24 protein-coding genes are annotated in these 22463 nt (G+C 66.0%); 4 read left to right on the top strand and 20 right to left on the bottom strand.

All coding sequences use genetic code 11. The annotated features are described in order from the left end of the window. Positions 1-36: 36 nt before the first annotated feature. The 7 genes from IB243_RS21150 to IB243_RS21120 form a co-directional block, all read right to left on the bottom strand. Positions 37-900 (bottom strand): PhzF family phenazine biosynthesis protein, encoded by an 864-nt coding sequence (locus tag IB243_RS21150; protein WP_192429173.1) that lies wholly within the window; start codon positions 898-900, stop codon positions 37-39. Positions 901-908: 8 nt separating this feature from the next. Next, on the bottom strand, positions 909-1535 hold the full coding sequence (locus IB243_RS21145; RefSeq protein ID WP_192429171.1) for a glutathione S-transferase: 627 nt from the start codon (positions 1533-1535) through the stop codon (positions 909-911). 3 nt (positions 1536-1538) lie between these two features. Then, on the bottom strand, positions 1539-2750 hold the full coding sequence (locus IB243_RS21140) for a PLP-dependent aminotransferase family protein (protein ID WP_010466129.1): 1212 nt from the start codon (positions 2748-2750) through the stop codon (positions 1539-1541). 87 nt (positions 2751-2837) lie between these two features. After that, the gene (locus tag IB243_RS21135; protein ID WP_010466128.1) at positions 2838-3167 is read right to left on the bottom strand and encodes a DHCW motif cupin fold protein; all 330 of its coding nucleotides are present in this window, start codon (positions 3165-3167) and stop codon (positions 2838-2840) included. A 5-nt stretch (positions 3168-3172) separates the two neighbouring features. After that, complete coding sequence (locus IB243_RS21130; protein ID WP_192429169.1) at positions 3173-3643, bottom strand: RidA family protein; 471 nt, start codon at positions 3641-3643, stop codon at positions 3173-3175. Further along, positions 3640-4554 carry a DMT family transporter gene (locus IB243_RS21125; protein ID WP_057229779.1) on the bottom strand — a complete coding sequence of 305 codons (915 nt, stop codon included), beginning with the start codon at positions 4552-4554 and terminating at the stop codon, positions 3640-3642. The genes IB243_RS21130 and IB243_RS21125 overlap by 4 nt, the downstream gene beginning before the upstream one ends. Next, positions 4551-5165, bottom strand: coding sequence for a LysE family translocator (locus tag IB243_RS21120; RefSeq protein ID WP_192429167.1), 615 nt, complete (start codon positions 5163-5165; stop codon positions 4551-4553). The genes IB243_RS21125 and IB243_RS21120 overlap by 4 nt, the downstream gene beginning before the upstream one ends. A 147-nt stretch (positions 5166-5312) precedes the next feature. Here IB243_RS21120 and IB243_RS21115 point away from each other — a divergent pair, with 147 nt between their 5' ends. After that, positions 5313-6803 (top strand): PLP-dependent aminotransferase family protein, encoded by a 1491-nt coding sequence (locus IB243_RS21115; protein WP_192429165.1) that lies wholly within the window; start codon positions 5313-5315, stop codon positions 6801-6803. 157 nt (positions 6804-6960) lie between these two features. Here the strand turns inward: IB243_RS21115 and IB243_RS21110 are convergent, their stop codons facing one another. The 12 genes from IB243_RS21110 to flgB all read right to left on the bottom strand — a co-directional run bounded on the left by IB243_RS21110 (position 6961) and on the right by flgB (position 19513). After that, the gene (locus IB243_RS21110; protein ID WP_192429163.1) at positions 6961-8196 is read right to left on the bottom strand and encodes an HDOD domain-containing protein; all 1236 of its coding nucleotides are present in this window, start codon (positions 8194-8196) and stop codon (positions 6961-6963) included. Between the two features lie 74 nt (positions 8197-8270). After that, the gene (gene flgL / locus IB243_RS21105; protein WP_192429161.1) at positions 8271-9524 is read right to left on the bottom strand and encodes a flagellar hook-associated protein FlgL; all 1254 of its coding nucleotides are present in this window, start codon (positions 9522-9524) and stop codon (positions 8271-8273) included. A 27-nt stretch (positions 9525-9551) separates the two neighbouring features. Next, complete coding sequence (gene flgK, locus IB243_RS21100) at positions 9552-11528, bottom strand: flagellar hook-associated protein FlgK (RefSeq protein ID WP_010466114.1); 1977 nt, start codon at positions 11526-11528, stop codon at positions 9552-9554. A 20-nt stretch (positions 11529-11548) separates the two neighbouring features. After that, positions 11549-12466, bottom strand: a complete 918-nt coding sequence (flgJ, locus tag IB243_RS21095) for a flagellar assembly peptidoglycan hydrolase FlgJ (protein WP_010466112.1) — start codon at positions 12464-12466, stop codon at positions 11549-11551. Positions 12467-12606: 140 nt separating this feature from the next. Next, on the bottom strand, positions 12607-13749 hold the full coding sequence (locus IB243_RS21090) for a flagellar basal body P-ring protein FlgI (protein ID WP_225585153.1): 1143 nt from the start codon (positions 13747-13749) through the stop codon (positions 12607-12609). Between the two features lie 411 nt (positions 13750-14160). After that, positions 14161-14850, bottom strand: a complete 690-nt coding sequence (locus IB243_RS21085; RefSeq protein WP_192429159.1) for a flagellar basal body L-ring protein FlgH — start codon at positions 14848-14850, stop codon at positions 14161-14163. A gap of 26 nt (positions 14851-14876) precedes the next feature. Then, positions 14877-15659 carry a flagellar basal-body rod protein FlgG gene (gene flgG, locus IB243_RS21080; RefSeq protein WP_010466105.1) on the bottom strand — a complete coding sequence of 261 codons (783 nt, stop codon included), beginning with the start codon at positions 15657-15659 and terminating at the stop codon, positions 14877-14879. A 37-nt stretch (positions 15660-15696) separates the two neighbouring features. Further along, positions 15697-16437, bottom strand: coding sequence for a flagellar basal-body rod protein FlgF (gene flgF / locus IB243_RS21075; protein WP_192429157.1), 741 nt, complete (start codon positions 16435-16437; stop codon positions 15697-15699). Positions 16438-16616: 179 nt separating this feature from the next. Continuing rightward, a complete protein-coding gene (gene flgE / locus IB243_RS21070; protein WP_010466101.1) occupies positions 16617-17897 on the bottom strand; it encodes a flagellar hook protein FlgE in 1281 nt (426 codons plus the stop codon). 41 nt (positions 17898-17938) lie between these two features. Further along, on the bottom strand, positions 17939-18595 hold the full coding sequence (locus IB243_RS21065; protein ID WP_192429155.1) for a flagellar hook assembly protein FlgD: 657 nt from the start codon (positions 18593-18595) through the stop codon (positions 17939-17941). Positions 18596-18613: 18 nt separating this feature from the next. Then, positions 18614-19018 carry a flagellar basal body rod protein FlgC gene (gene flgC / locus IB243_RS21060; RefSeq protein ID WP_010466097.1) on the bottom strand — a complete coding sequence of 135 codons (405 nt, stop codon included), beginning with the start codon at positions 19016-19018 and terminating at the stop codon, positions 18614-18616. A gap of 36 nt (positions 19019-19054) precedes the next feature. Then, positions 19055-19513 carry a flagellar basal body rod protein FlgB gene (gene flgB / locus IB243_RS21055; protein ID WP_057229766.1) on the bottom strand — a complete coding sequence of 153 codons (459 nt, stop codon included), beginning with the start codon at positions 19511-19513 and terminating at the stop codon, positions 19055-19057. Positions 19514-19763: 250 nt separating this feature from the next. Here flgB and flgA point away from each other — a divergent pair, with 250 nt between their 5' ends. From flgA to IB243_RS21040, 3 genes are all read left to right on the top strand, one after another. Beyond that, entirely contained in the window at positions 19764-20528 is a 765-nt protein-coding gene (gene flgA, locus IB243_RS21050) for a flagellar basal body P-ring formation chaperone FlgA (protein ID WP_192429404.1), read from the top strand. A gap of 94 nt (positions 20529-20622) precedes the next feature. Beyond that, entirely contained in the window at positions 20623-20943 is a 321-nt protein-coding gene (flgM, locus tag IB243_RS21045) for a flagellar biosynthesis anti-sigma factor FlgM (protein ID WP_192429153.1), read from the top strand. 48 nt (positions 20944-20991) lie between these two features. Then, positions 20992-21366 (top strand): hypothetical protein, encoded by a 375-nt coding sequence (locus tag IB243_RS21040; protein ID WP_192429147.1) that lies wholly within the window; start codon positions 20992-20994, stop codon positions 21364-21366. A 282-nt stretch (positions 21367-21648) separates the two neighbouring features. On the opposite strand, the gene IB243_RS21035 is transcribed toward IB243_RS21040, so the two are convergent. Beyond that, entirely contained in the window at positions 21649-22365 is a 717-nt protein-coding gene (locus tag IB243_RS21035) for an RNA polymerase sigma factor FliA (RefSeq protein ID WP_057272661.1), read from the bottom strand. Positions 22366-22463: the final 98 nt, after the last annotated feature.

Genomic DNA, 22463 nt, shown 5'->3' with positions numbered 1-22463 from the left:
GGGGTCAGCCGCTGGGGCGCGGGGTTTTGGACCAGCTCATAGCAGCACCGAGCCTTCAATGCAGGTGACGGCGCGCCCGCCCACCCAGAGCTGGTGGTCGTTGTCCTGCCGGATGTGCACGCGGCCCGCGCGGCCCAGGCATTCGCCCTGGGCCACCAGGTAGCTGTGCGGGGCCAGGCCGTCGGCAATCAGCCATTCGGCCAGGCTGGCGTTAAGGGTGCCGGTGACCGGGTCTTCGGGGTTGCCCATGGGTGCGGCAAAGGCGCGCACCACCACGCCGGGCTGGGTGGTGTCGCTGGCGGTGGGGCCGACATGGATCACGCCCACGTCCTGGCCCAGGTCTTTCAGGCGCGCGTGGTCCGGGCGCAAGCCGAGCACGGTGTCCGCGCTGTCGAGCAGCAGGCCCAGCCACACGGGGCCGTTGTCCAGCAGTTGCGCACCCAGGATCTGCTGGGGGCGCAGGCCCAGTGCGCTCGCAATCAGCGGCACCAGGGCGGGGCTGGGCGCGCTGCGCTTGAGGGGCGGGGCGGCAAAGGCCAGCGTGTCATCGGTCTGCGCGATACGCACCAAACCCAGCGCGCACTCCTGGATCACCATGCCGCTCTGGCGCGGTGTGTTGCCCGCCTGCAGCCACGCGTGGCAAGTGCCCAGCGTGGGGTGGCCGGCAAAGGGCAGCTCGCCGTTGGGGCTGAAGATGCGCAGGCGGTAGTCGGCGCCCGCAGCGCGCCCTGCCTCGGTGGGGGGCAGCAGAAAGGTGGTTTCCGACAGGTTGGTCCAGGCCGCAAAACGGCGCATGTCGCTGTCGTTCAAACCCTCGGCATCCAGCACCACAGCCACGGGGTTGCCGTAGCCGGGGCGGTCGCTGAAGACGTCGATCTGCTTGAAGGGGCGCTGGTGCATGGTGAGGTTCAGGAGAGAGGCTGGTCCAATACGCCCCGAGCGCCGGGGCGGGTGCTGACCGCGTTGTACCACCGCTCCAGGTGCGGCCGTGCGATGCGATCCTGTGGCAGGCCCCACCAGCGGTGGATCTCGCAGCCCATGGGAATATCGGCCATGGTGAACTGCTCCCCCGCCATGAAGGGCTGGCGCGCCAGGTGGGCGTCCAGCATTGCCAGCAGGGGCTCGGTGGCGGCCACCGACGCGGCAATCAGCGCATCGTTGCGCTGGGCTGGGGGCGTGCGTATCCACTGGATAAAGGCATCGCGCCCGGCCGGGTTCAGGGTGGTCTGCTGCCAGTCCATCCACTGCTCGGCCACAAAGCGCTCGCGCAATGCGTCGGGGTACAGCGCACCCATGGAATGCCGGGCACACAGGTAGCGCACGATGGGGTTGGATTCCCACAGCACGGTGTCCGTATCCTCATCCTCAATCAGCGGCACCAGGCCGTTGGGGTTGAGGCCGAGGTAGTGTGCCTCGCGCACGATGCCGTACTGGCCGCCCGCGTCGGTGCGCTGCAGCGTGATGCCCAGCTCCTGCGCTGTCCACACCACCTTGCGCACATTGATGGACGACAGGCGCCCCCAGAGCCTCAGCATGGATCAGCCTTTGTTCTGCTCATCGCGTATCGAAGCGGCCAGTGCGGCGATGCCGGTCGCGATCTGCTCCACGCTGGAGGTCACGAACGAGAGGCGCAGCGTGCGCGGGTCGGCGTTGTCGGCATAGAAGGCCGCGCCGGGCACGAAGGCCACGTTGCGCTCCACGGCCTTGGGCAGCAGTTCGACGGCACTCATGCCTTCGGGCAGGCGCACCCACAGGAACATGCCGCCGTCGGGGCGGTTCCATTGCACGGAGAGGCCCTGCATTTCCTTGTCGAGTGCCGCCAGCATGGCCTCGCACTGCTGCTTGTACAGCGCGCGGATGGTGGGCACATGGCGGTCCAGGAAGTTGCCCTTCATCACCTCGGCCACCAGGCGCTGGTTGTAGCCGGGGGTGTGCAGGTCGGCCGCCTGCTTGGCCTGCAGCAGCTTGGGGTACACCGCCTTGGGCGCCACGACGAAGCCCAGGCGCAGCCCGGGGGCCAGCACCTTGGAGAACGAGCCCATGTAGATGCAGCCATCGGGGTTGCGGGCGGTGAGCGGGGCGGGTGGTGGGTTGTCGAACCACAGGTCGCCGTAGGGGTTGTCCTCTACCAGCGGCAGGTTCAGTTCGGCGGCAGCCTGCACCAGGGCGGCTCGGCGGGCTTCGCTCATGGTGCGGCCCGTGGGGTTCTGGAAGTTGGGCAGCACGTACAGGAAGCGCGCCTTGTTGGCACCCGTGCCCACCTTGGCCTTCAGGTCATCAATCAGAACGCCTTCATCATCGCTGGCCACGGACACCACGGCAGGCTCCATGGGCGTGAAGGCCTGCAGCGCGCCCAGGTAGGTGGGTGTTTCCACCAGCACGCGGCTGTCCGTGTCGATCAGCACCTTGGCGATCAGGTCCAGGGCTTGCTGCGAGCCGGTGGTGATGAGAATCTGCTCGGGGTCCACGCTCCAAGGCAGGAAGTCGGCGATGGCCTGGCGCAGCGGGGCATAGCCTTCGCTGGCGGCGTATTGCAGTGCAGCTGGGCCATCATTGGCCAGCACGGCGGCGGAAGCTTCGGCGAAGGCCGACACCGGGAAGGTCTTGGGTGAGGGCAGGCCACCCGCCAGGCTGATGATGCCGGGCTTTTCCGTGACCTTCAGGATTTCGCGGATGACCGAAGGGTTCATGCGCTCGGCGCGGCGTGCCAGGGTCCAGGTGCTGGTCTGTGGGAGGTCGTTCAGTTTCACTCTCGTTCTCCTGTGGGCGGTTCGCAAATGACCACCCTGTTGCAAAGTCTAAAAAATCGGAATGCGCGGGCCGTGCCGGGCGCTCTGTCAGTCCACGATGAACAAGGTGGCACCCTGTGGGGATGTGGACCGATGGGGTTCTGCATTGTCGGCCACCTGGTAGCTCATGCCCGGCGTCAGCGTGAACCGACGGCCGTCGGCCAGCTCGGTGTGCAATTCTCCGCCCAGGCACAGCAGCACGTGGCCCTTGACGCACCAGTGGTCCGACACGTAGCCCGGTGTGTACTCCACCATGCGCACGCGCACGTCGCCGAACTGTTGCGTGCGCCAGAAGGCCTGGCCGGCCTCTGCGCTTTTTTCTTCGCGCGGAATGCCAGACCAGTCGGTGGTGGCAAACGGGATGTGGTGTATTTGCATGAATGTCAGTCCTTCAAGGAAACCACCGCTTCGATCTCCACCGCGAAGCCGCGCGGCAGCGAGCCCACGCCCACGGCCGAGCGCGCATGCCGCCCCGCATCGCCGAACACCTCGACCAGCAGGTCGGAGCAGCCGTTGATGACCTCGGTGTGCTGCATGAAGTCGGGGGTGGCGTTGACCATGCCCAGGACCTTCACGACGCGGCGCACGCGCGACAGGTCGCCCAGTGCAGCCTTCATCGTCGCGATCAGGTGCAGTCCCACCTCGCGGGCATGGTCCCTGGCTTGCGCGGCGCTGATTTCGCGCCCCACCTTGGGCACGTTGGCCATGTCTTCGCGGGCGGGAGAGCCCTTGCCCGACAGGTACAGCGTGTTGCCGTCGAGCACATAGGCGTCAAAGTTGCCACGGGGTGCGGTCACGGCGGGCAATACCAGGCCCAGTTGCTGCAGGCGTTGTTCCGGGGCGATGGGGGTCATGCGGGGGCTCCTTGGTGAACGGGCATCTTCTTGCCCACAAATACGGTCGCGATCACGGCCAGTGCAAACACCACCGTGACGGTATCCAGGCGCTCTCCGAGCAGCGGCACGGCGAAAAGCAGGCTCAGGAAGGGCTGGATCAGCTGGATCTGGCTTACGCGCACAGCGCCCAGTGCCAGCGCCCGGTACCAGGCAAAGAAGCCGATCCACATCGAGAACAGCGCCACATAGACAAAGCCCAGCCAGCTCATGCCGCCGATGGCCGAGGGCACGGCGGGTGCAAACCACCAGGCGATGGGAATGGTCAGTGGCAGGGAACACACCAGGACCCAGCAGATGACCTGCTCGGCCCCCAGCCTCGGCGTGAGGCGGGCGCCGCCGATGTAGCCGAACGCGCCCGTGGTCATGGCAATGAGCAGGTAGATGTTGGCTGCGCCCAGGTAGACGCCACCCGCACGCCACACCATGAACCCCAGTACCAGGCCGCTGCCCAACACGGCGCAGGCCCAGAAACCGGCGGAGGGCCGTTGCCGGAACCACAATGCGCCCAGCAGAGCGGTGGACAGTGGCAGCAAGGCGGTGACCACGGCCCCATGGGTGCTGGGCACATGGCGCAGCGCCAGGGCCAGAAACAGCGGAAACCCCACGATCACGCCAAAGGCCGTGATGGCCAGCAGCGGCCATTCGGCTTTCCGTGGAAGGTTGAGGCGCCCGCGCACATGCTGCAGCCACAGGTAGGCGATGGACAGCAGCCCTGCCACGGCAGCGCGGCCGAACGTGACAAACCAGGGCGACAGCTGCGGCGCGTCGGTGGGCCCCACGGCAAGGCGGGTCATCGGCAGGGTGGCCGCAAACAAGGTGACGCCCACCAGCCCCCAGATCAGCGCTTCGCGTTCTTGTGCGTTGTTCATAGGGAAAGCATCCAGAGGGCGGTGGCGACGAGCACCAGGGCCAGTGCGCGGTTGAACCAGAGCAGGCGCTGGCCCTGCGCCAGCCACTGGCGCAGCAGCGAGCCGATGAGCGCGTAGGCAAAGTTGCTGGTGAAGGCAAACACCATCATCACCCCACAGATGATGGCGAGGCGCTCGCCCGGATTGGTCGAGGGCAGGCCTGCGGCGTTGACCACCCAGCCTGCGCTGAGCGTGAGCGCCAGCATCCAGGCCTTGATGTTCACGAACTGCAGGCCCACGCCTTGCCAGAAGGTCACGTTCAGGCGCGAGGTGTCGACCTCGGTCATCTGGCCTGCGCGGCTGAGCTTCCAGGCCAGCCAGAGCATGTAGGCCACGCCCAGCAGCGTCACGGCCCAGCGCAGCGCGGGCACGCCGGTGATCAGGGCGCCCAGGCCCAGGCCGCTGCCCAGCATGAGCAGTGTCCAGCCCGTGGGCACCGCGAAGCAAAAGCGCAGCGCGCGCTTGAGACCCAGGTTCGCGGCCAGTGCAGTGGACAAGGTGGTGTTGGGCCCCGGCGAAAAACTCATCGCGGTGCAGAACAGCAGCAGGGCAGTCAGTTCGGGGGCGGTCATGGGCAGGTGTTTCCGGGCTTTTTGGCGGGTGGCTTGTCAGCGCCTGGGCTTCAATGTAATCTTCGATGTCAGTACACAACCAATACAGTTAAGCAGCGCAGTTCGTAATCTGTATTGGCTGCGATAACAGTACACAAGGACACGGCCATGCTGATGAAAACCACCACCCAGTCGCTGACCGAGCAGCTGTCGGCGCGTTTTGGCGAGCGCATCCGCAACCGGCTGCTGGCACCTGGTGCGCGCCTGCCTTCGGTGCGGCAGTGCGCGCAGCAGCATGGCGTGAGCCCTTCCACCGTGGTGGCGGCGTATGACCAATTGCTGGCGCAGGGCCTGGTGGAGGCGCGCAAGAACCGGGGCTTCTTTGTGCGCGAGATGGCCACAGGACAGGTGGAGCGGGTGCCGGAGGATGACGAGACGGGAGCCCAGGAGGTCGAGCGTGCCATGGGCAACTGGAGCACCGCGCACTGGTTTGCGGCCCGCGGCGCCGGGCGCGGCGCTGCGCGGGGGGCGCCGCCGGTCAATGCCACAGCGCTGATCCGCGGCATGTTCCACAAGATCAGCGACAAGCCGCAGCCCGGCATGGGGGTGTTTCCGCCCGCCTGGCTGGAGTCCACGTTCATGCCCGCCGCGGTGCGCAAGGTGACCAGCACGCGCGCGCTGAATGATTTTTCACTGCAGTACGGCGAGCCACTGGGCGATACGGGGCTGCGCCGGGTGCTGTCCAAGAAGCTGGCCACGCTGAACGTGCATGCGGCCCCCGAAAACATCATCACCACCGTGGGCGCCACACACGCACTCGACATCGTGAGCCGCACGCTGCTGCGCCCGGGCGACCCGGTGATGGTGGAGGAGCCCGGCTGGGCGGTGGAGTTTGCGCGGCTGGCGGCCCTGGGCATGCACATCTTGCCCGTCCCGCGCCGCGCCGACGGGCCCGACCTGGAGGTCATGGCGAAATACTGCGAGGTGCACCAGCCAAAGCTCTACGTGAGCGTGAGCGTGTTCCACAACCCCACGGGTTATTGCCTGTCGCCGGGCAGCGCACACCGCATCTTGCAGCTGGCCAACCAGTACAACTTCCATGTGGTGGAGGACGACACCTACAGCCACATTGCCCCCGAGCACGCCACGCGCCTCACGGCGCTGGATGGCCTGCAGCGCACCATCTACGTGAGTGGTTTTGCCAAGATCCTTGCGCCCAACTGGCGCATCGGTTTCATGGCGGCACCGCCTGCGCTGGTGGAGCAATTGCTGGACACCAAGCTGCTGGCCACGCTGACCACGCCCGCGCTGCTGGAAAAGGCCCTGGCCCTGTGCATCGAACAGGGCCAACTGCGCCGCCACGCCGAGCGCATCCGCACGCGGCTCGATGCTGCGCGCGCGCGCAGCGTGAAGCTGGCGCTGGGGGCCGGATGCACCTTTGCGGCCGAGCCTGTGGGCCTGTTTGGCTGGGTGGAGACGGGGGTGGACACCGACGCGCTGTCGCAGCGCATGCTGGACGAAGGCTACCTCCTGGCGCCCGGCGCGCTGTTCCATGCAGAGCGCAAACCCAGCACCCTCATGCGCATCAACTTTGCCACCACGCAGGAGGCTGAGTTCTGGAAGACTTTCGAGCGTGTGCGGGCAGAGCAGAGCCGGTGACCCCAGGCTATCGGGCTATTGCGAATGGGCCGACGGAGGCCTGTCGCGCAGCCTGTGAAACTGGCACAACGCAAACCAGCAGACGCGGCGGAACTGGCTTTGCCAGGCCGCTTGCGTCGTCCCCCTTGGGGGGAAGGCGCGAAGCGGCTCAGGGGGATTACTTTCTCTCTACTTCCAGATCGGCCAGCACACGCAGCAGGGCGCGATTGACCTCTTCCAGGTCCAGCTCGTAGGTTTCGCAAAGCTGGCGGATGGCGCTGGCGTCGTCCGTCTCCAGCGCGCAGGCCATCTGCAGGCCGCCGGTGTAGGGGCCGGTGCGCAGCACCGTGGCGTCGTAGATGCGCTCGGACAGGGGCAGGCGGCGCAGGCTGGTGCCCAGCGGCTCGCCCAGCAGGTCGTCCAGCTGGGAAACCAGGCCACACAGGTAGATCTCGCGGCGCAGGTCGTTCTCGACGCCCGCATCGAGCAGGTGGGCGGTGAGCTCGGCACGCATCACCATGGCCTCGCGCACCGGCTGCATGTTGGGGTCGGTGCTGGCATGGGGCAGTTGGTCGGACAGCCAGCGCTTGATGGAGCCGTAGCCCATCATCACCAGGCCCCGGCGCAGCGAGTCGATGCCTGTGCGAAGGCCCAGGGCCGCGGAGTTGGTGTACACCATGAAGCGGTAAGCAAGGATTGGGTCCTGGCCCATGATGTCTTCAAAGGTTTCCAGCGACTGCTCTGCGTCGATGGCCTTCATGAGCTTGAAGATCACCGCGTGCGAAGGCTGCTGGGGATGGTGGCGCAGGCTGTAGAGCACGTCTTCCGCCGGCCATCCCGCCAGTGCCAGTGCGTTGTGCTGGTCCAGGCAATGCTCCATGAGCGCACGGCTGGCGATGCCTTCGTACATCTGCCCGGCCAGCACGGGGCTGGTGGCGCGTACTGGCTGCGGGGGAGCGCCGCCGGGGCGGGTGGCAGGGGCCGCCTTCAGGGCTGTCACGGCGTCTTCGGGGCGAAGGGTGAGCAGGCTGTTGTCAAAGCACTGGGCAATGTCGGGCTCGGGCAGCCGGCCCAGCTCGCCGCGCCACACGAGCTTCAGGCCCCGCTGGTGGGCGGCCTTGACGTGTTTGTAAATGGTCGAGTCGGACAACCAGTCGCCGCGTACCTCGATCCACGGCGCACCCCGCGGCGCATGCTCCAGCATGTTGGACAGCAGCTGGTGGCTTTGGGGGGACAGCAGGATCGGTGGGGAACTGGCGGACCACAGCTCCTGCAGCGTGCGCAGCAGGTGGGCGGTATCGACCAGGGCCGAGGCCTCGCTGTGCACATAAAGCTGGATGGCCGCGAGTTTGCGGGCGCGGTTCCACAAGGGGCGGTAACCCAGAATCAGGCTGCCAAGGACAGATTGGACCATGTGCTCTCAGGCAATGTGACGGGGGCCTGTTCCCGGGGCGTGGGGGGCTCACCCCATCACCGCGTGAGCAAGTCCTAGCTAATGAAATTGAACAGGGACAGCTTCTGAACCTGCGCATAGGACTTGAGCGCTGCCTCATAGCCGACCTGCTGGTTCTGGAAGTCTGAAATTCCCTGGATCATATCGAGATCCTCGGCCCGAGAGCGGTCGCCTTCGAGCTGGATGGACCGCTTTTCCTGGTCGCCCGTGATGCGGTCCGCGCGGTTGAGCAGCTCGCCCGCGTAGCCGCGCATGTTGTGCATGCGTTCCAGGCCGATGTCCATGTTGCCCAGGGCCTGCCCCACCGCCTGTGCCGCCGCATTGCTGTCGGGGGCATTGCGGATGTCGCGGATCGCGTTGTCCATGGTGCTGAACATGCTCGGGCTGGGCTGCAGGGTGATGGCGTCCCCGGTGGCGGGGTTGCCCTTGATGTCGAAGCTCAGGCCCGGAATGCTGGTGATGGCGATGGTCACCGGCTTGTCCGATGGATAGTCGGGCACCACCACGGCCGGCGACACGGCGCCGGTGGTAGTGTTGGTGAGCGTGTAGGTGGCGGTGGTCGTGCCCGGTGTGGCGCCCGGGCCTACCGCGCTGAAGGTGATGGTGTAGTTGTCGCCGGTCACCAGGCTGGGGTTCACGGGGGTGACCGCCGTGGTGTTGAGGAAGCGGCTGGAGGGGATGGCGCTGACGCCTGCGGTGTAGACCCCGTCGCGCTGCGGATCGAACATGAAGGTGGCTTCGCCGTCCAGCGCGCCGGGAATGGATACGCCACTGCTGGCTGTCTGGCCGGGCAGCCCCTCGAAGGTGTAGTCGGGGCTGCTGCTCAAGGGGCCGAGGAACGGTGCGAGCGCGCTGCCCAGTGAGCTGAGCAGCGGAACGCCGTTGGTGTCCTTGCGGTTGGCCACCTCCAGAAGCTGCTCGCGCAGGCCCTGCAATTGGTTGGCGATGGTGGTGCGGTCGTTGGGCGTCAGGGCCGCACTGCCGGCGTTCACCACCAGCTCGCGGAAGTTCTGCACCAGGTCCACCGCATCGCCCAGGGCAGACTCGGCCTGGGCAATCGCGTTGCGCTGGGTTTCCAGTGCGCGCTGCTCGGTCTGGACGCGCGCCAGCCGGTTGATGGCGCGTTCTGCCTGTGCGGCCGACACGGGGTCGTCGCTGGCCCGCACCACGCGTTTGCCCGAGGTCAGGTTCTCCTGCAGGTTCGACAGGTTGGTCTGGCGCGTGCCCAGGTTGCGCAGGGCGTTGTCATACATGTTGGCCGTGCCAAGGCGGTAGATGCTATTGCTCATGTCGAACTCCTAACTCTTGTCCCGCCGTCAGCGGCCGAGGCCTTGCAGCAGCGAGTCAAAGATGTTTTGCGCGATCTGGATCATTTTGGACGATGCCTGGTACGCCTGCTGGTATTGGATCAGCCTTGCGGCCTCTTCGTCCAGATTGACCCCGGAAATCGCGGTGCGATCCCGCTCCAGATTGGACGCGATGGTGGTGGACAGCTCGGCCGCGAACAGCGCACTCTGGGTGCGGGTCCCCACCTGGGAAATGGCGCCCGCATAGCCGTCGGAGAGCGTGGATTCGTCGAACATCTTCACGTCCCGCAGGCCCATGAGTGCGTTGGCGTTGCCGGAGTTGCGCGTGAAGATGTCGCCGTACTGCGGGTCCGAGGCATTGCCGATGACCACGGTATCGCCCGTGTTGGGGCTGCCCTGCAGCTTGATCTCCCACCCGTTGATGGAAATGGGCGTACCGGGCGTGTAGGGCTGTGCGGCGGCAATCGTGGTGGGCGGTGCGGTGCCGCGGTCCAGCACATCGTAGGTGGTGGGCGGGCCGGCCGTGAACTGCAGCTGGATGCCGCCCAGGATGGGGGGCAGTGCGGCGGGGTTGGCATTGGGCGGAAGTACCAGCCCCGGCGGGTTGGGCAGGCCGGTGGCCTTGAGGCCGGCCAGCTGCATCGTGCCGCCGTTGGAGGTGCCCATGGCCGCATTGATGGGGTTGGCCGCTGCCAGATCGCGTGGTGAATACACCAGCGACTGGATGTTGGCCGCCGCCGTGCTGAACGGCTTGAACAGCATGCGCTCGCCCGGGTTGCCGGGCGTGGTCAGGTTGAAGTTGAGGCCGTCGATCTGCAGCGTGGCCAGGTTGGCCGCGTCGGTGAACGGGGTGGAGGTGCCGTCCGACAGCCGCACCACCTGCCCGGCCGTGCCGGTGGTGAAGCGGATTTCATAGTCCGACGCCGCGAACTGCGTGGGGCCGGTGAAGGACACCGTGCCCACGCCCGCGCCGTTGGTGTGGCCTGGCATGCTGGCGGGCAACGCGAACAGGTCCTTGCCCAGCGCACCGTCGAGCGTGAGGCCCAGGTTGTGCTGGTCGTTCATCGTCATGCCGATGGCCATGGCCATGCGGCCCAGCAGGTTGCGTCCCTCGGCCAGATCGGTGTTGTTGAAGCGCAGGAGGCCCGACATCGAGCCCCCGCCGAGCACGTTCTCGTCCATTTCCACGGCCGGTGCACCGGGCCGGTTGAAGAACAGCTTGATCTGGCCGCTGCCGGGGAAGGCGGTGGCATCGTCTACCGACAGGCTGGTCGCCGTGGTGCCCAGCACCAGCGGCTGGCTGCCCGCCACGAAAAGGCCCACCGTGCCGTCGTCGGCCGGGATCTGTGTGGTCTGCACGTACTGGTTGATGTCGCGGATGATCTGGTCGCGCTGGTCCAGCAGGTCATTCGGGGTCTGTCCATTGCCCTTGGCACGCGCGATCTGCTCGTTCACACTGGCCATCTGTCCGGCCAGGCTGTTGACAGCGGTGATGCTGCTTTGCAGCTGCTCGGTGACGGTGTACTGGATCTCGTTGATGCGGTCGGCGGCCGAGCGCATGCGCGACGCGGTTTCGTCCATGCGCGTGAGCACCACGGTGCGTGCGGTGATGTCGGTGGGGGCGCTCACCACGTCCGAGAACGCATTCATCATGTCGTTGATGGCGGCACCCAGGCCGGCCGTGCCGCCGCTGAAGACCTCCTGCAGCTGGCGCAGGCGCTCGGCCCGCACGATGTCGGACGACTGCACGGAGCCCGCCGTGGCCGACTGGCGCGTGAGCAGCTCGCTCTGGTTGCGCAGGATGGTCTGCACATCCACACCCTGGCCGATATAGCCACCCCCCGTGAACTGGCCCTGCACGGTCTGCAGCACCACGGTCTGGCGCGAATAGCCGGGCGTATTGACGTTGGCGATGTTGTGGCCCGCCGTCTGCAGGGCCACCTGGTTGGCCAGCAGGGCGCGGGCGCCGACGTTGAGAAGACTCATGGCTTACCTCGGCTTTCTCATCACGCCTGGGCGCGCTGTACGCGCAAAGCGCTGTTGATGGCGCCGCTGAGCTTTCGGGCGTACTCGGGGTCGGTGGCGTATCCGGCCTTTTGCAGCTCGGCCGCATAGGCCACGGCCGAACCGTTCTTGGCGGTGGCCTGCGCCTTTTCGTAGCGGGGGCTTTCAGTGATGAGGCGGGCGTAGTCGCGGAACGAGTCCTCATACGAGTCGTAGGCGCGGAACTTGGCGGTCACCTTCTGGGCCTTGCCGTTGATGTATTCGGTGGTGGTGATCTCGGCCACCTTGCCCGTCCAGCCCTTGCCGGCCTTGATGCCGAACAGGTTGAACGAGTTGGAGCCGTCCTTGTGTTTGATCTCGCTCTTGCCCCAGCCGGTTTCGTGGCCGGCCTGGCCCAGCATGAAGCTCGCCGGAATGCCACTCTCCTGGGCCACGCGCTCGGCGGTACCGGAGAGGTGCTGCACAAATCCATCGCGGCCCTTGGGTGCGGGTGCCGTCGCCTCAGCCGGGGTGCCGGTGGCCGGTGCCGCTGCACGCGGCAGTGCCTGCGGCAGGCTCAGCGTGGAAGGCACGGAGAAGTTCGCATCGGCACCGCCCATCTGGCGCGAGAGCTGGCGCGCAATCGCTTCAGAAAGCCCGCCCTGCTGGCCGGACATGCTGACAGACAGCTGCTGGTCCAGCATGTCCTGCCCCAGGTTGGCCTGCTCGCCTTCCATGAGGCCGGATTTCATCGTGGCGTCGCGCATGCTCTTGATCAGCTCGCGCATGAACAGCGACTCGAACTGCTTGGCCACCTCGCGGGTGGTCTGGGCGTTGTTGGCCGTGCCCGCGTCGTACTTGAGCGTGTTGAGCGAGCGGATGTCCACCGCCAGCGCATTGGACGTGCTGGTGGTGCTGGACGAAGGGAGTGTGAGGGCCATGGTCAAGCCTCCTGCGCTGGGCTACCCACAGACAGTGAATTTGGCGCTGCCCAGGCCTGTGCACCCGTGGAATTGGCTTTGCCAGGCCACCGGGTGCGTCCCCCTTTGGGGGAAGGCGCGAAGCGACTCAGGGGGAGCATTTAGATCACTTCCAGCTCGGCGTTGAGCGCGCCAGCGGCCTTGATGGCCTGCAGGATGGCCAGCAGGTCTTGGGGTGTGGCGCCCAGTGTGTTGAGCGCCTTCACCACGTCCGCCAGCTGGGGCGAGGGCGGCATCTGGATGATGTTGCCCGGCTCCTGGTTGATGCGGATGTCGCTTTGCTGCGCCACCACGGTCTGCCCTTGCGAGAGCGGTGCGGGCTGGCTGATGATGGGCGTCGAGCTGATGGTGATCGAGAGGTTGCCGTGCGCAATGGCGCAGGGGCCCAGCGTGACCGCTTGGTTGAGCACCACCGAGCCAGTGCGTGCGTTGATGACGACCTTGGCCGAGGGGGTGGACGACTCCAGCGCCAGCTCTTCGAGGTCGGCGATGAAACCCACGCGGGCGCCGGGGTCGATCGGCGCGCGCACCTGCACCGTGCGGCCGTCGAGCGCCGTGGCCAGGCCACTGCCCAGCTTGGTGTTGATGGCCTGCGCCACGCGGCGCGCAGTCTGGAAGTCCGAGGCGTTGAGCCCGAGGTTGATGGTGTCGCCCTCGTTGAGCGGCGTGGGCACGGCGCGCTCGACCTGCGCGCCCTGCGGAATGCGGCCTGCGCTCAGGTGGTTGATCTGCACCTTGCTGCCGCCGGCCGATGCACCGGCGCCACCGACCACCACATTGCCCTGGGCCAGCGCATAGATCTCGCCGTCGGCGCCGCGTAGCGGCGTGACGATCAGCGTGCCGCCCTTGAGCGACTTGGCGTTGCCCATGGAGGAGACGTTGATGTCGATCGTCTGCCCCGGCTGCGCAAAAGCGGGAAGCTGCGCCGTGACGATCACGGCCGCCACGTTCTTGAGCTGCAGCTGGCCAGCCGCGCTGGGTGGCAGGCTGATGCCCATCTGCTGCAGGTAGTTGGACATGGCCTGCGTGGTGTAGGGCATCTGCGTGGTCTGGTCGCCCGTGCCGTCCAGCCCCACCACCAGGCCATAGCCCGTCAGTTGGTTGCTGCGCACCCCTTGCACCGCCGCCACTTCCTTGATGCGCAAGGCATGTGCGGGCACCGCCACACCAGCGGCCACAAGGGCCAACAACAGCCACAGCGCGCGCACGGGGCGTGACAGGAGGGAGTGGGACAAGGCTTTCATGGCATCCATTGTGGGCGGCCCCGCCAGGAACTAAAACCCAAAAAGAAGCGGGTTCACCGGCCTATTGCGTGGGTTCCAGGGCAGGTGGTGAACGGCCAGTGGCGTGCGTAAAGCCAGGCAGGCGCCGGTGCCGCGCTACAGAAGAAAGTATGAATAAAAACAGCATCTAACGCTTGATGGATAAGCGTTGGTGGCTATAAATAATGTAGCAAACTGGGACGAGGATCTTTCACAACGGTCAGGCATCCCGAAGCCTCAAAACCCCAGGCTTTGTGCCCCCGGCGCATCCAGAAACCACACCCGTAAAAACTGGCGCGGCCAAAGGCCAGCGCCACCGCGGATCCGGCTTTGCCGGGCCGGGGGTGGCGTCCCCCCTCAGGGGGGAAGGCGCGCAGCGACTCAGGGGGGAATCTAGAACGGCGTGATCGTGTTGAAGATCCGGTTCATCCACCCCATGGCCTGGGCTTCGTTCTGCGCCCCACGGCCACGCGATTCGACGCGCACGTTGGCCACCTGGGTCGAGTTCACGATGCTGCCCGGCTGCAGCGCACGCGGGTCGATGGTGCCCGAGAAGCGCAGCACATCCACGTTCTGGTTCACGCCGATCTGCTTTTCCCCCGTCACGACCAAGTGGCCATTGGGCAGCACGTCCACCACGGTGGCCGTGATCGAACCGGTGAAGGTGTTGGCGCTTTCGGTGCCGCCCTTGCCGGAGAAGGTGTTTTCCGACGCGGCGCCCAGCGTGGTGCGGTCGGCCAGCGACTTCTTCACGAAAGGCAGGTTGGTGATGCCGGCTGAGGCCTCCGAGGTGCGGTCCACGGTGGATGAGGATTTCTGGCTGGCCGTCACGTTCTCGACGATCATGATCGTCACGTTGTCGCCCACCATGCGCGCGCGGCGGTCTTCGAAGGCGGGGCGGTAGCTGGCGTTGTGGAACAGCCCGCCCGTCACGGGTGGTGGGGTGCGCGGCGCGGCGGCCAGCGGCGGCGGCGTGGTGGGCAGGATGTCCACTGGCGGCGGGGGTGACATGGTGGCGCAGCCCGTGAGCATCAGCGCGCCCAGGGCGGCCGGCAGGGCAAAAAGGCGAGTGAACTGCAGCATGGCGAAAGCTCCTGTCGTCATCTTTGTCACAGCTGGCTGAGCTTGGCCAGCATCTGGTCCGAGGTCTGGATGGCCTTGGAATTCATTTCGTAGGCGCGCTGGGCCTGGATCATGGTGACCAGCTCTTCCACCACGTTGACGTTGGAGGCTTCCAGGAAGCCCTGCTTCAGGATGCCCAGCCCGTTGGTGCCGGGCGTGCCCTGCTGGGGCTGGCCCGAGGCGGCAGATTCCTTGAACAGGTTCTGGCCGATGGGCTCGAGGCCGGCCGGGTTGATGAAGGCTGACATCGCCAGGTTGCCGAGCGGCTGGGGCTGGGTGTTGCCCTGCACAGTGGCAGACACCACGCCGTCGGCGCTGATGGTCACGCTCGTGGCATTGGCGGGCACCGTGATGCCGTTAGCCACGGGCAGGCCACTGGAGTTGACCAGGCGGCCTTGCGAATCGACCTGGAACGAGCCGTCCCGCGTGTAGCCCAGCGTGCCGTCGGGCATGGTCACTTCAAAAAAGCCGTTGCCATTGATGGCCACGTCCAGGTTGTTCTTGGACTCCTGCAGGCTGCCCTGCACGAAGTTGCGGCTGGTGGCCACCGTGCGCACGCCCAGGCCCAGGTGCAGGCCGGTGGGCAGCTGGTTCTGCTCGGTGGTGTTGGCGCCCACCTGGCGCAGGTTCTGGTAGATCAGGTCTTCGAACACCGCGTTGTTGCGCTTGTAGCCGGTGGTGGAGACGTTGGCCAGGTTGTGCGAGATGACGTCGAGCTGGGTCTGCTGGGCAGACATGCCGGTCTTGGCGATCCAGAGGGAGTTGATCATGGTGCTTCCTTTTGGCGTGGCGGCGTGGGACGCGACCTCAGCCGTTCATGCTCAGCAGCTGGCTGGCGGTCTTGTCGTTGGTTTCGGCGGACTGCAGCAGGCGCATCTGCTGCTCGAACTGGCGCGATGCGGCAATCATCCCGACCATGCTTTCGACCGGGTTCACGTTCGAGCCTTCCACCGCCCCGGCCAGCATGCGGGCGTTGGCGTCGCTCGGGATCGGGTCCCCCGACGCAGTGCGAAACAGCCCGTCGTCGCCGCGCTTGAGCGGGTCTTCCAGTGTGGGGGTGGCCAGCTTGAGGCGGCCAATGGCCTGCGCGGGCTGGCCTGCCGCCTTGGCAGTGACCGTGCCGTCCGAGCCCAGTGTGACCTCGGCGCCCGGGGGAACATCAATGGGCGCACCGCCGTCGGACAGCACCGGCAGCCCGGTGGGGGTGAGCAGCTGGCCCGTGGCCGACACTTCGAAGGTGCCTGCGCGGGTGTAGGCCTCGGTGCCATCCAGGCCCTGCACGGCAAACCAGGCATTGCCCACGGCCATGGCGTCGAGGTTGCGGCCGGTGCGCTGCACGGGGCCGGGCGTGCTCACGTGGCCCGAGGTGGCCTCCAGCGCAAAAACGCGGGTCTTGGAGCCATCGCCCTGGATGGGCACGGAGCGGAAGGTGGACATCTCCGCGCGAAACCCCTGGGTGGAGGCGTTGGCGAGGTTGTTGGACAACACGGCCTGCCGGTGGGCGGCCGCGTTGGCGCCCGTCATCGCGGTGTAAATGATGCGGTCCATGGTGCGATGTTCCTTTCAGTACCCTGCAGTGCTGCGTGCCCTGCGCAGCGTGTGCAACCGGCGCGGCCCAGGCGCGGGCAGCCGCGCAAGGGCCGCCCCGCCGCGCTGGCTGCGTCCCCCTCCCGGAGCGCGCAGCGCGCAGAGAGAGGGGGAAGGCGCGAAGCGACTCAGGGGGCGTTTCATCTCAAGTTCACCAGGGTGGACATCACCTGGTCTTGCGTCTTGATCGTCTGGGCGTTGGCCTGGTAGGCGCGCTGCGCGGTCATCATGTTCACCAGCTCGGCGGTCAGGTCCACGTTGGAGTCTTCCAGCGCGCCCGAGCGGAGTGATCCAAAGTTGCCGTCCGTAGCCGTGCCTGCTACGGGTTGGCCGGATTCAAAGGTGGCCACCCAATTGTTGCTGCCCACCGCTGCCAGGCCCTGCGTGTTGCGGAAGCTCGACAGCGCAAGCTGGCCTTCCGCTCGGGTCACGCCGTTCGAGTAGCGGGTCATGATCATCCCGTTGTTCTCGATGTTGATGCCGGTGAGCTCGCCCGTGGTGTAGCCGTCCTGGCTCAGGTTCGAGACCGAGAACTTGTTGCCGCTCTGGGAAACATCGTCCAGGCTCACCGCCACATCAAAGGCGGGCAGGTTGTTGGGGTTGGGCGGGGTCGGGTTCACGTTCAGCGTGAGCGCGAAGCCCGTGGCGGGTGGCGTGGCCACCGGGCCGGTGATGGCGCCATTGTTGTCAAACGTGATCTGCCCGATGGGTGCAGCCACCACTGGGGGCACCGCCGTCGGGTCGTCGAGTGCGTCGTACACGTCCCAGGTGTTGTCGGTGGCGGTCTTCTGGAAGTACAGGCTCACCGGCTTGGCCACGCCCTGGCTGTCGAACACGTTGATGGACGTGCCATAGGTGGCGCGTGGCGTGGCCGGGATCGGGGGTGTCGCGGCAGGGTCGCCGGCCGCGTCGGTGGCCGTGGCGGGCAGGTTGAAGGCGGCAGTGACCGTCGTGGTCTGCTTGGCGGGGATGGGCTCGGAGGTGGGGAACACCATCGGGATGGGGTCCGTGCCCGAACGCAGCCCGGTGACCGGGTCCACGGGGTACCCCATCACGTTCGCGTTGTCGTTGGTGATCATGTTGCCCTCCTTGTCCAGCTTGAAGTTGCCGGAGCGGGTGTAGGCGGGCGTGCCATCGGGCAGCGTGAGCGTGAAGAAGCCGTTGCCGTTGATGGCGACATCCAGGCTGTTGCCGGTGATCGTGAGATTTCCCTGGGTGAACTGCTGGGAGACAGCGCCCACTTCGACGCCGATGCCGGCATTGGTGCCACCCGCCGAGCCGATGGCCGAAGCCACCATTTCGGCGAATTCTGCCCGCGAGGCCTTGAACCCGACGGTGTTGGAGTTGGCAATGTTGTGCCCGATGACGTCGAGGTTCTTGCTGGCGGCGTTCAAGCCAGAGAGGCCTTGCTGAAAACTCATGGTGTTCTCCTGATGGGGGCGGTCACTGAATCGGCCGGGGTTTAGACCAGGGCCTTGATCTGGCTGTAGTTGATGGTTTTGCCGTTGGCCAGGGTCAGCACCAGCTGGCCGTCCTCGGCACCTGCGGCCGTCACCTTGGACAGGGCCAGCGACGTGCTTTCGATCTTGGTCGAACCATTGACGGCACTGACGCGGAACTGCAGTCCCTCGGTGGAGCCGGTGTATTTGCTGGCATCCCACTCGAAGGTGTGGCGCCCTGCGGCCTTGGCGCCCAGGTCCATGGTCTCGATCACCTGGCCGCCAGCGGTCATGACCTCGACCTTCACCTTGGTGGCGGCCGAGCCCAGCTCAAAGCCGCCCTTGCCGGCCTTGTCGGCCACGGCCAGCGTGGAGCCTTCGGTCATCACGTTGCGGCCAATCAGGGTCGTTCCCTGCATGACCTGCAGCGAGTTGAACTGCGCCGACATGCTCTCCATCGTCTGGTTGAGCTGCTGAATGCCCGTCACCGTGTTGATCTGCGCAATCTGCGAGGTCATCTGGGCGTTGTCCAGCGGATTCATCGGGTCCTGGTTGTTCAGCTGTGCAACCAGCAGTTTCAGGAAGCGGTCCTGCGCGGCCGCTGGGTCGGTAGCGGCGGTGTTGGCCTTCGTGCCGGTTGCGTCGGTCACGGAGGGGGCGTTGGTGGCACTGAGAATCATGGTGGGGTCTCCCGGAAATTACTGGCCCATCTGCAGGGTCTTGAGGAGCAGCGACTTGGCCGTGTTCATGACCTCGACGTTGTTCTGGTACGAGCGGGAGGCGGAGATCATGTTGACCATCTCCTCCACGGCATTGACGTTGGAGTGCGTCACATAGCCCTGTTCGTCGGCCGACGGGTGGCTGGGGTCGTGCACGCGGCGGCCGGGCGTGTTGCTTTCGCTGATGGAGCTCACGCGCACACCGGCCGAGCTGTCTGCGCCCATGGGGGCAGTCTGGAAGACCACCTGGCGGGCCTTGTAAGCCTTGCCATCGGGGCCCGCCACGGCATCGACGTTGGCCAGGTTGCTGGCCACCACGTTGAGCCGCTGCGACTGCGCGCTGACGGCGCTGCCCGACACATTGAAGATGGAGAACATGGACATGGGGAGACTCGCTTTCTGCGCTGCAATGCGGGTGGCTTATTGGCCCTGGATCGCGCTGAGCATGGTTTTGGCGTTGCCGTTGATGAAACGTAGCGTGGCTTCGTAGCGCACGGCGTTGTCGACAAAGTTGGCGCGTTCCCGGTCCAGGTCCACCGTGTTGTTGTCCAGGCTGGGCTGTGCCTGCACGGAGTAGCCCAGCGCACCGGGTGCGCCGGTGCCCGTGCTGGCGGCGGGCAGAGGAATGTGGCGGGGGTCTGTGGCGCCCTTGGCCCCCAAGTTGCCCGCAGTGCCCACGGAGCCCCCTGTGGCGAGGCGGGTCACACCAGATCCAGAGCCTGTGGCTTCGCGCATCGCATCGCCAAAGCTGAAATCACGAGCCACGTAGCCAGGGGTGTCAGCGTTGGCGATGTTGCTGGCGATGGCACGCTGGCGCTCGGCACGCAGCAGCAGCGCGTTGCCGTGGAAGTCCAGCCGGTTGGTCATCTTGTCAAGCATGGTTGCCTCACACCCTGGGTTGCAATAGGGGCCGGTTGGGGGTTTCCGGCGTGGTTCGATTGTGAAAGCCGCCGCTTTTTTCTAAAGCGCGAAGAACGCGGAAATGGGCGCGCAGTTTCGGGTTTTGCGCAGGGCCCGTGTGCCTATAGTTCCAGTCGTGAAATAGTCTTTGCCGCCAGCGCGGGAAGACCTGCGATGCCCAGGAGGCCCTATGCCAGCGATCTTCGTTTCCCCCTTCATTTCCCGTTTGATGCGCTCTGGCGCCCTGGCTGCCGCCGGACAGGGGCGCGCTGCGGTGCGCCACGCTCTGGCGGTGGTGCTGGGGCTGGCAACGGTTGCCGGCAGCAGTGGGGCCGCGTTGGCGCAGGCTGCAGCCGACCCCAACACCGACCTGGGGCCTTTGACCCAGCGTTGGCTGAATGACGCGATGTCGCGCAATCAGGCTCCCGGGTTGCCATTGCGCATGGAAGTGAGTGTTGGCTCACTCGACTCCCGTTTGCGGCTTGCGCCTTGTGCGCGGGTCGAGCCTTACCTGCCAGCGGGCGCCCGCCTGTGGGGGCGTACCCGCCTGGGGCTGCGCTGCGTAGAGGGCCAGACCGCTTGGAATGTGTACCTTCCTGTGACCGTCAAGGCCTTTGGCCCAGCGTGGGTGTTGACCGCCCCGGTGGCCTCGGGGGCCGTCCTCACCGCCAACGACGCTACGGAAGCCGAAGTGGATTGGGCTGAAGAGTCGGCGGCGGTCATGGCCAACCCGGAAATGTGGGTGGGACAGGTGGCCGCGCGCCAGCTGGTGGCGGGCCAGGCATTGCGCCAGACCATGGTGCGCCCCCCTCAACTCTTCCGCGCAGGCGCCCAGGTCAAGGTGGTTGCCCAAGGGCCTGGCTATGCAGTGACGTCGGCGGGGCAGGCCATGTCAGCAGGCGCTGCGGGGCAGATTGTTCGCATCCGCATGGACAATGGTCGAATGATTAGTGGTACTGTCAATGAAAATGGAACTGTGGTCGTAGCTCTTTGATGACGCTGCCGCGATAAATGGCTAAAGTCCGGGCCAAATGGGTCGAAAACATTGCTACTGATGCCCCACATCCAACGGGGTGGTGGAGAGAGCGATGAAGATTGGTCAAAAACCGGAACTCCCGGGCACCTTGGCGCAGACGGGGCTTGCCAAGCAAGCCAAAAGTCCTGCCAGCGCTGCTGAAGGAGCCGCCAAAGACGCTGCGGCCGTGTCAACCGCCGGTGTGCCCGTCACGGTTTCCACTGCTGCCCGCGCGCTGGACCAGACGACCCGTTCCACCGGTGATTTTGATGCCAGCAAGGTCAAGGCTGTGCGGTCGGCCATCGAAAAAGGCACATTTTCGGTAGATGCCGAGGCCATTGCCGACAAGATGCTCTCCAACGCCCAAGAAATCCTGGCCCGCTCCCGCGGCTGATTCGTCAACTCACTTGGCAGGCGGGTGCCATAGAACGCACAATGCGCCATGTCGCTGGAAGAATCCCTCTCGGCTGTTGAACAGCTGATCGAAAAAGTCTCCGCCGCCCTTCTCGCGGCAGATCCCCAATCCCTGGAAAAGAACAGCACGGCCCTGCGGGATGCAGCGGCTCAGTTCGCGCGCATTCTGGAGCAGACGGCGGCCAGAGGCCTGCCTTTGCCGGTGCAGTTGCAAAAGCGGGTGGATGCTATCGGCGGCATGCTGGCCAACCACCGCGAGGGCCTCGCCCGCCTGTCCGCCAACGCCGACCGCCAGGTTGCCAGCCTGCTGCCCCAGGCCAGCTCCCCCGCCACCTATGGCGACGGCCGTGGCGCCCAGCCCGGCAAGCCCGGTGTGGCACGGATCTACAAGTCGGCGGGCTGAGTCGAGTCGCAACCCAAAAAAGATAGCTGCCAGCGATTGAACTACCTGCGTTTGAATCGTCAAACCGGTTTGATCCAACGCTAGTCAAGCGCGAGCAGCTATTCCATCGATAGCAAATCGGATTCAGTACGTCGGAGTTCGGCCGAGCGCAATGGCCGTCGAAACGGTCGCAGCCCAATACCAGTGCCCCCGTGGATCTGGCTTCGCCAGTCCAGAGGTGGCGTCCCCCTCAGGGGGAAGGCGCCGCAGGCGACTTGGGGGGAGTCATGGCCTCAGAGGGAGCTAATGCGCGCGCATCTTGGCGCGCAGCCGGGCGATAGACTGGCTGTGCAGCTGGCACACCCGTGACTCGGTAACCCCCAGCACGGCTGCGATCTCCTTGAGATTCATGTCGTGCTCGTAGTACATGCCCATGATGTGCTGCTCACGCTCGGGCAGGGTCTTGATGGCATTCACCAGCGACATCTTGAGCCGCTGGTCGCGCAGCATTTCCATCGGGTCGGCATCGCCATCGGCAACGTGGCGGTCGAGGAAACCATCGTCGTCCTCGTTGCCATGGGTCATGTCTTCCAGATACACGAGTTGTGTGCCCCGGACCTTGCCCAGCAGGTTCTGGTAGTCGGGCAGGCTCATGCCCATCTCACTGGCGATTTCAGACTCCAGGGGGCTGCGGCCCAGCTTTTGTTCCATCCGGCGCACTGCGTGCTCGATGTCTTTCTGGCTCTTGCGAGAGCTGCGTGACATCCAGTCCCCCTCGCGCAACTCGTCGAGCATGGCGCCGCGGATGCGCTGGGTGGCAAAGGTCTCGAACTGCACGCCCTGGGCGACTTCGTAGCGCGACAGGGCATCCGCCAGGCCCATCATGCCGACCTGGATCAAATCGTCCAGCTCCACATTGGGGGGCAGCTTGGCGATCATGTGGTGCGCAATCCTTCGCACCAGCGGGACGTGCTGGCGGATCAGCGCATCACGATCGAGCTGGCCTTTGGCGGTGTACATCGTGTTATCCACCTTCAAGTGCCTGCAAAGCCGCCGGGCAGGCCGGTTTGGCCTGGCCCCGCATGTGCCAGGGCCTGAACGCCGCATGCGGCGGCCAG

It is taken from the genome of Acidovorax sp. ACV01 (assembly GCF_014851495.1).
Lineage (GTDB): Bacteria > Pseudomonadota > Gammaproteobacteria > Burkholderiales > Burkholderiaceae_C > Acidovorax > Acidovorax radicis.
This window is presented reverse-complemented; position numbering and strand designations above follow the sequence as displayed.

Bases quoted from the DNA above. Each gene is read 5' to 3' on its own strand.
- IB243_RS21150 (WP_192429173.1), bottom strand. From the start codon at position 900: ATGCACCAGCGCCCCTTCAAGCAGATCGACGTCTTCAGCGACCGCCCC.
- IB243_RS21145 (WP_192429171.1), bottom strand. From the start codon at position 1,535: ATGCTGAGGCTCTGGGGGCGCCTGTCGTCCATCAATGTGCGCAAGGTG.
- IB243_RS21135 (WP_010466128.1), bottom strand. From the start codon at position 3,167: ATGCAAATACACCACATCCCGTTTGCCACCACCGACTGGTCTGGCATT.
- IB243_RS21130 (WP_192429169.1), bottom strand. From the start codon at position 3,643: ATGACCCCCATCGCCCCGGAACAACGCCTGCAGCAACTGGGCCTGGTA.
- IB243_RS21125 (WP_057229779.1), bottom strand. From the start codon at position 4,554: ATGAACAACGCACAAGAACGCGAAGCGCTGATCTGGGGGCTGGTGGGC.
- IB243_RS21120 (WP_192429167.1), bottom strand. From the start codon at position 5,165: ATGACCGCCCCCGAACTGACTGCCCTGCTGCTGTTCTGCACCGCGATG.
- IB243_RS21115 (WP_192429165.1), top strand. From the start codon at position 5,313: ATGCTGATGAAAACCACCACCCAGTCGCTGACCGAGCAGCTGTCGGCG.
- IB243_RS21110 (WP_192429163.1), bottom strand. From the start codon at position 8,196: ATGGTCCAATCTGTCCTTGGCAGCCTGATTCTGGGTTACCGCCCCTTG.
- flgL (WP_192429161.1), bottom strand. From the start codon at position 9,524: ATGAGCAATAGCATCTACCGCCTTGGCACGGCCAACATGTATGACAAC.
- flgK (WP_010466114.1), bottom strand. From the start codon at position 11,528: ATGAGTCTTCTCAACGTCGGCGCCCGCGCCCTGCTGGCCAACCAGGTG.
- flgJ (WP_010466112.1), bottom strand. From the start codon at position 12,466: ATGGCCCTCACACTCCCTTCGTCCAGCACCACCAGCACGTCCAATGCG.
- IB243_RS21090 (WP_225585153.1), bottom strand. From the start codon at position 13,749: ATGAAAGCCTTGTCCCACTCCCTCCTGTCACGCCCCGTGCGCGCGCTG.
- IB243_RS21085 (WP_192429159.1), bottom strand. From the start codon at position 14,850: ATGCTGCAGTTCACTCGCCTTTTTGCCCTGCCGGCCGCCCTGGGCGCG.
- flgG (WP_010466105.1), bottom strand. From the start codon at position 15,659: ATGATCAACTCCCTCTGGATCGCCAAGACCGGCATGTCTGCCCAGCAG.
- flgF (WP_192429157.1), bottom strand. From the start codon at position 16,437: ATGGACCGCATCATTTACACCGCGATGACGGGCGCCAACGCGGCCGCC.
- flgE (WP_010466101.1), bottom strand. From the start codon at position 17,897: ATGAGTTTTCAGCAAGGCCTCTCTGGCTTGAACGCCGCCAGCAAGAAC.
- IB243_RS21065 (WP_192429155.1), bottom strand. From the start codon at position 18,595: ATGATTCTCAGTGCCACCAACGCCCCCTCCGTGACCGACGCAACCGGC.
- flgC (WP_010466097.1), bottom strand. From the start codon at position 19,018: ATGTCCATGTTCTCCATCTTCAATGTGTCGGGCAGCGCCGTCAGCGCG.
- flgB (WP_057229766.1), bottom strand. From the start codon at position 19,513: ATGCTTGACAAGATGACCAACCGGCTGGACTTCCACGGCAACGCGCTG.
- flgA (WP_192429404.1), top strand. From the start codon at position 19,764: ATGCGCTCTGGCGCCCTGGCTGCCGCCGGACAGGGGCGCGCTGCGGTG.
- flgM (WP_192429153.1), top strand. From the start codon at position 20,623: ATGAAGATTGGTCAAAAACCGGAACTCCCGGGCACCTTGGCGCAGACG.
- IB243_RS21040 (WP_192429147.1), top strand. From the start codon at position 20,992: ATGTCGCTGGAAGAATCCCTCTCGGCTGTTGAACAGCTGATCGAAAAA.
- IB243_RS21035 (WP_057272661.1), bottom strand. From the start codon at position 22,365: ATGTACACCGCCAAAGGCCAGCTCGATCGTGATGCGCTGATCCGCCAG.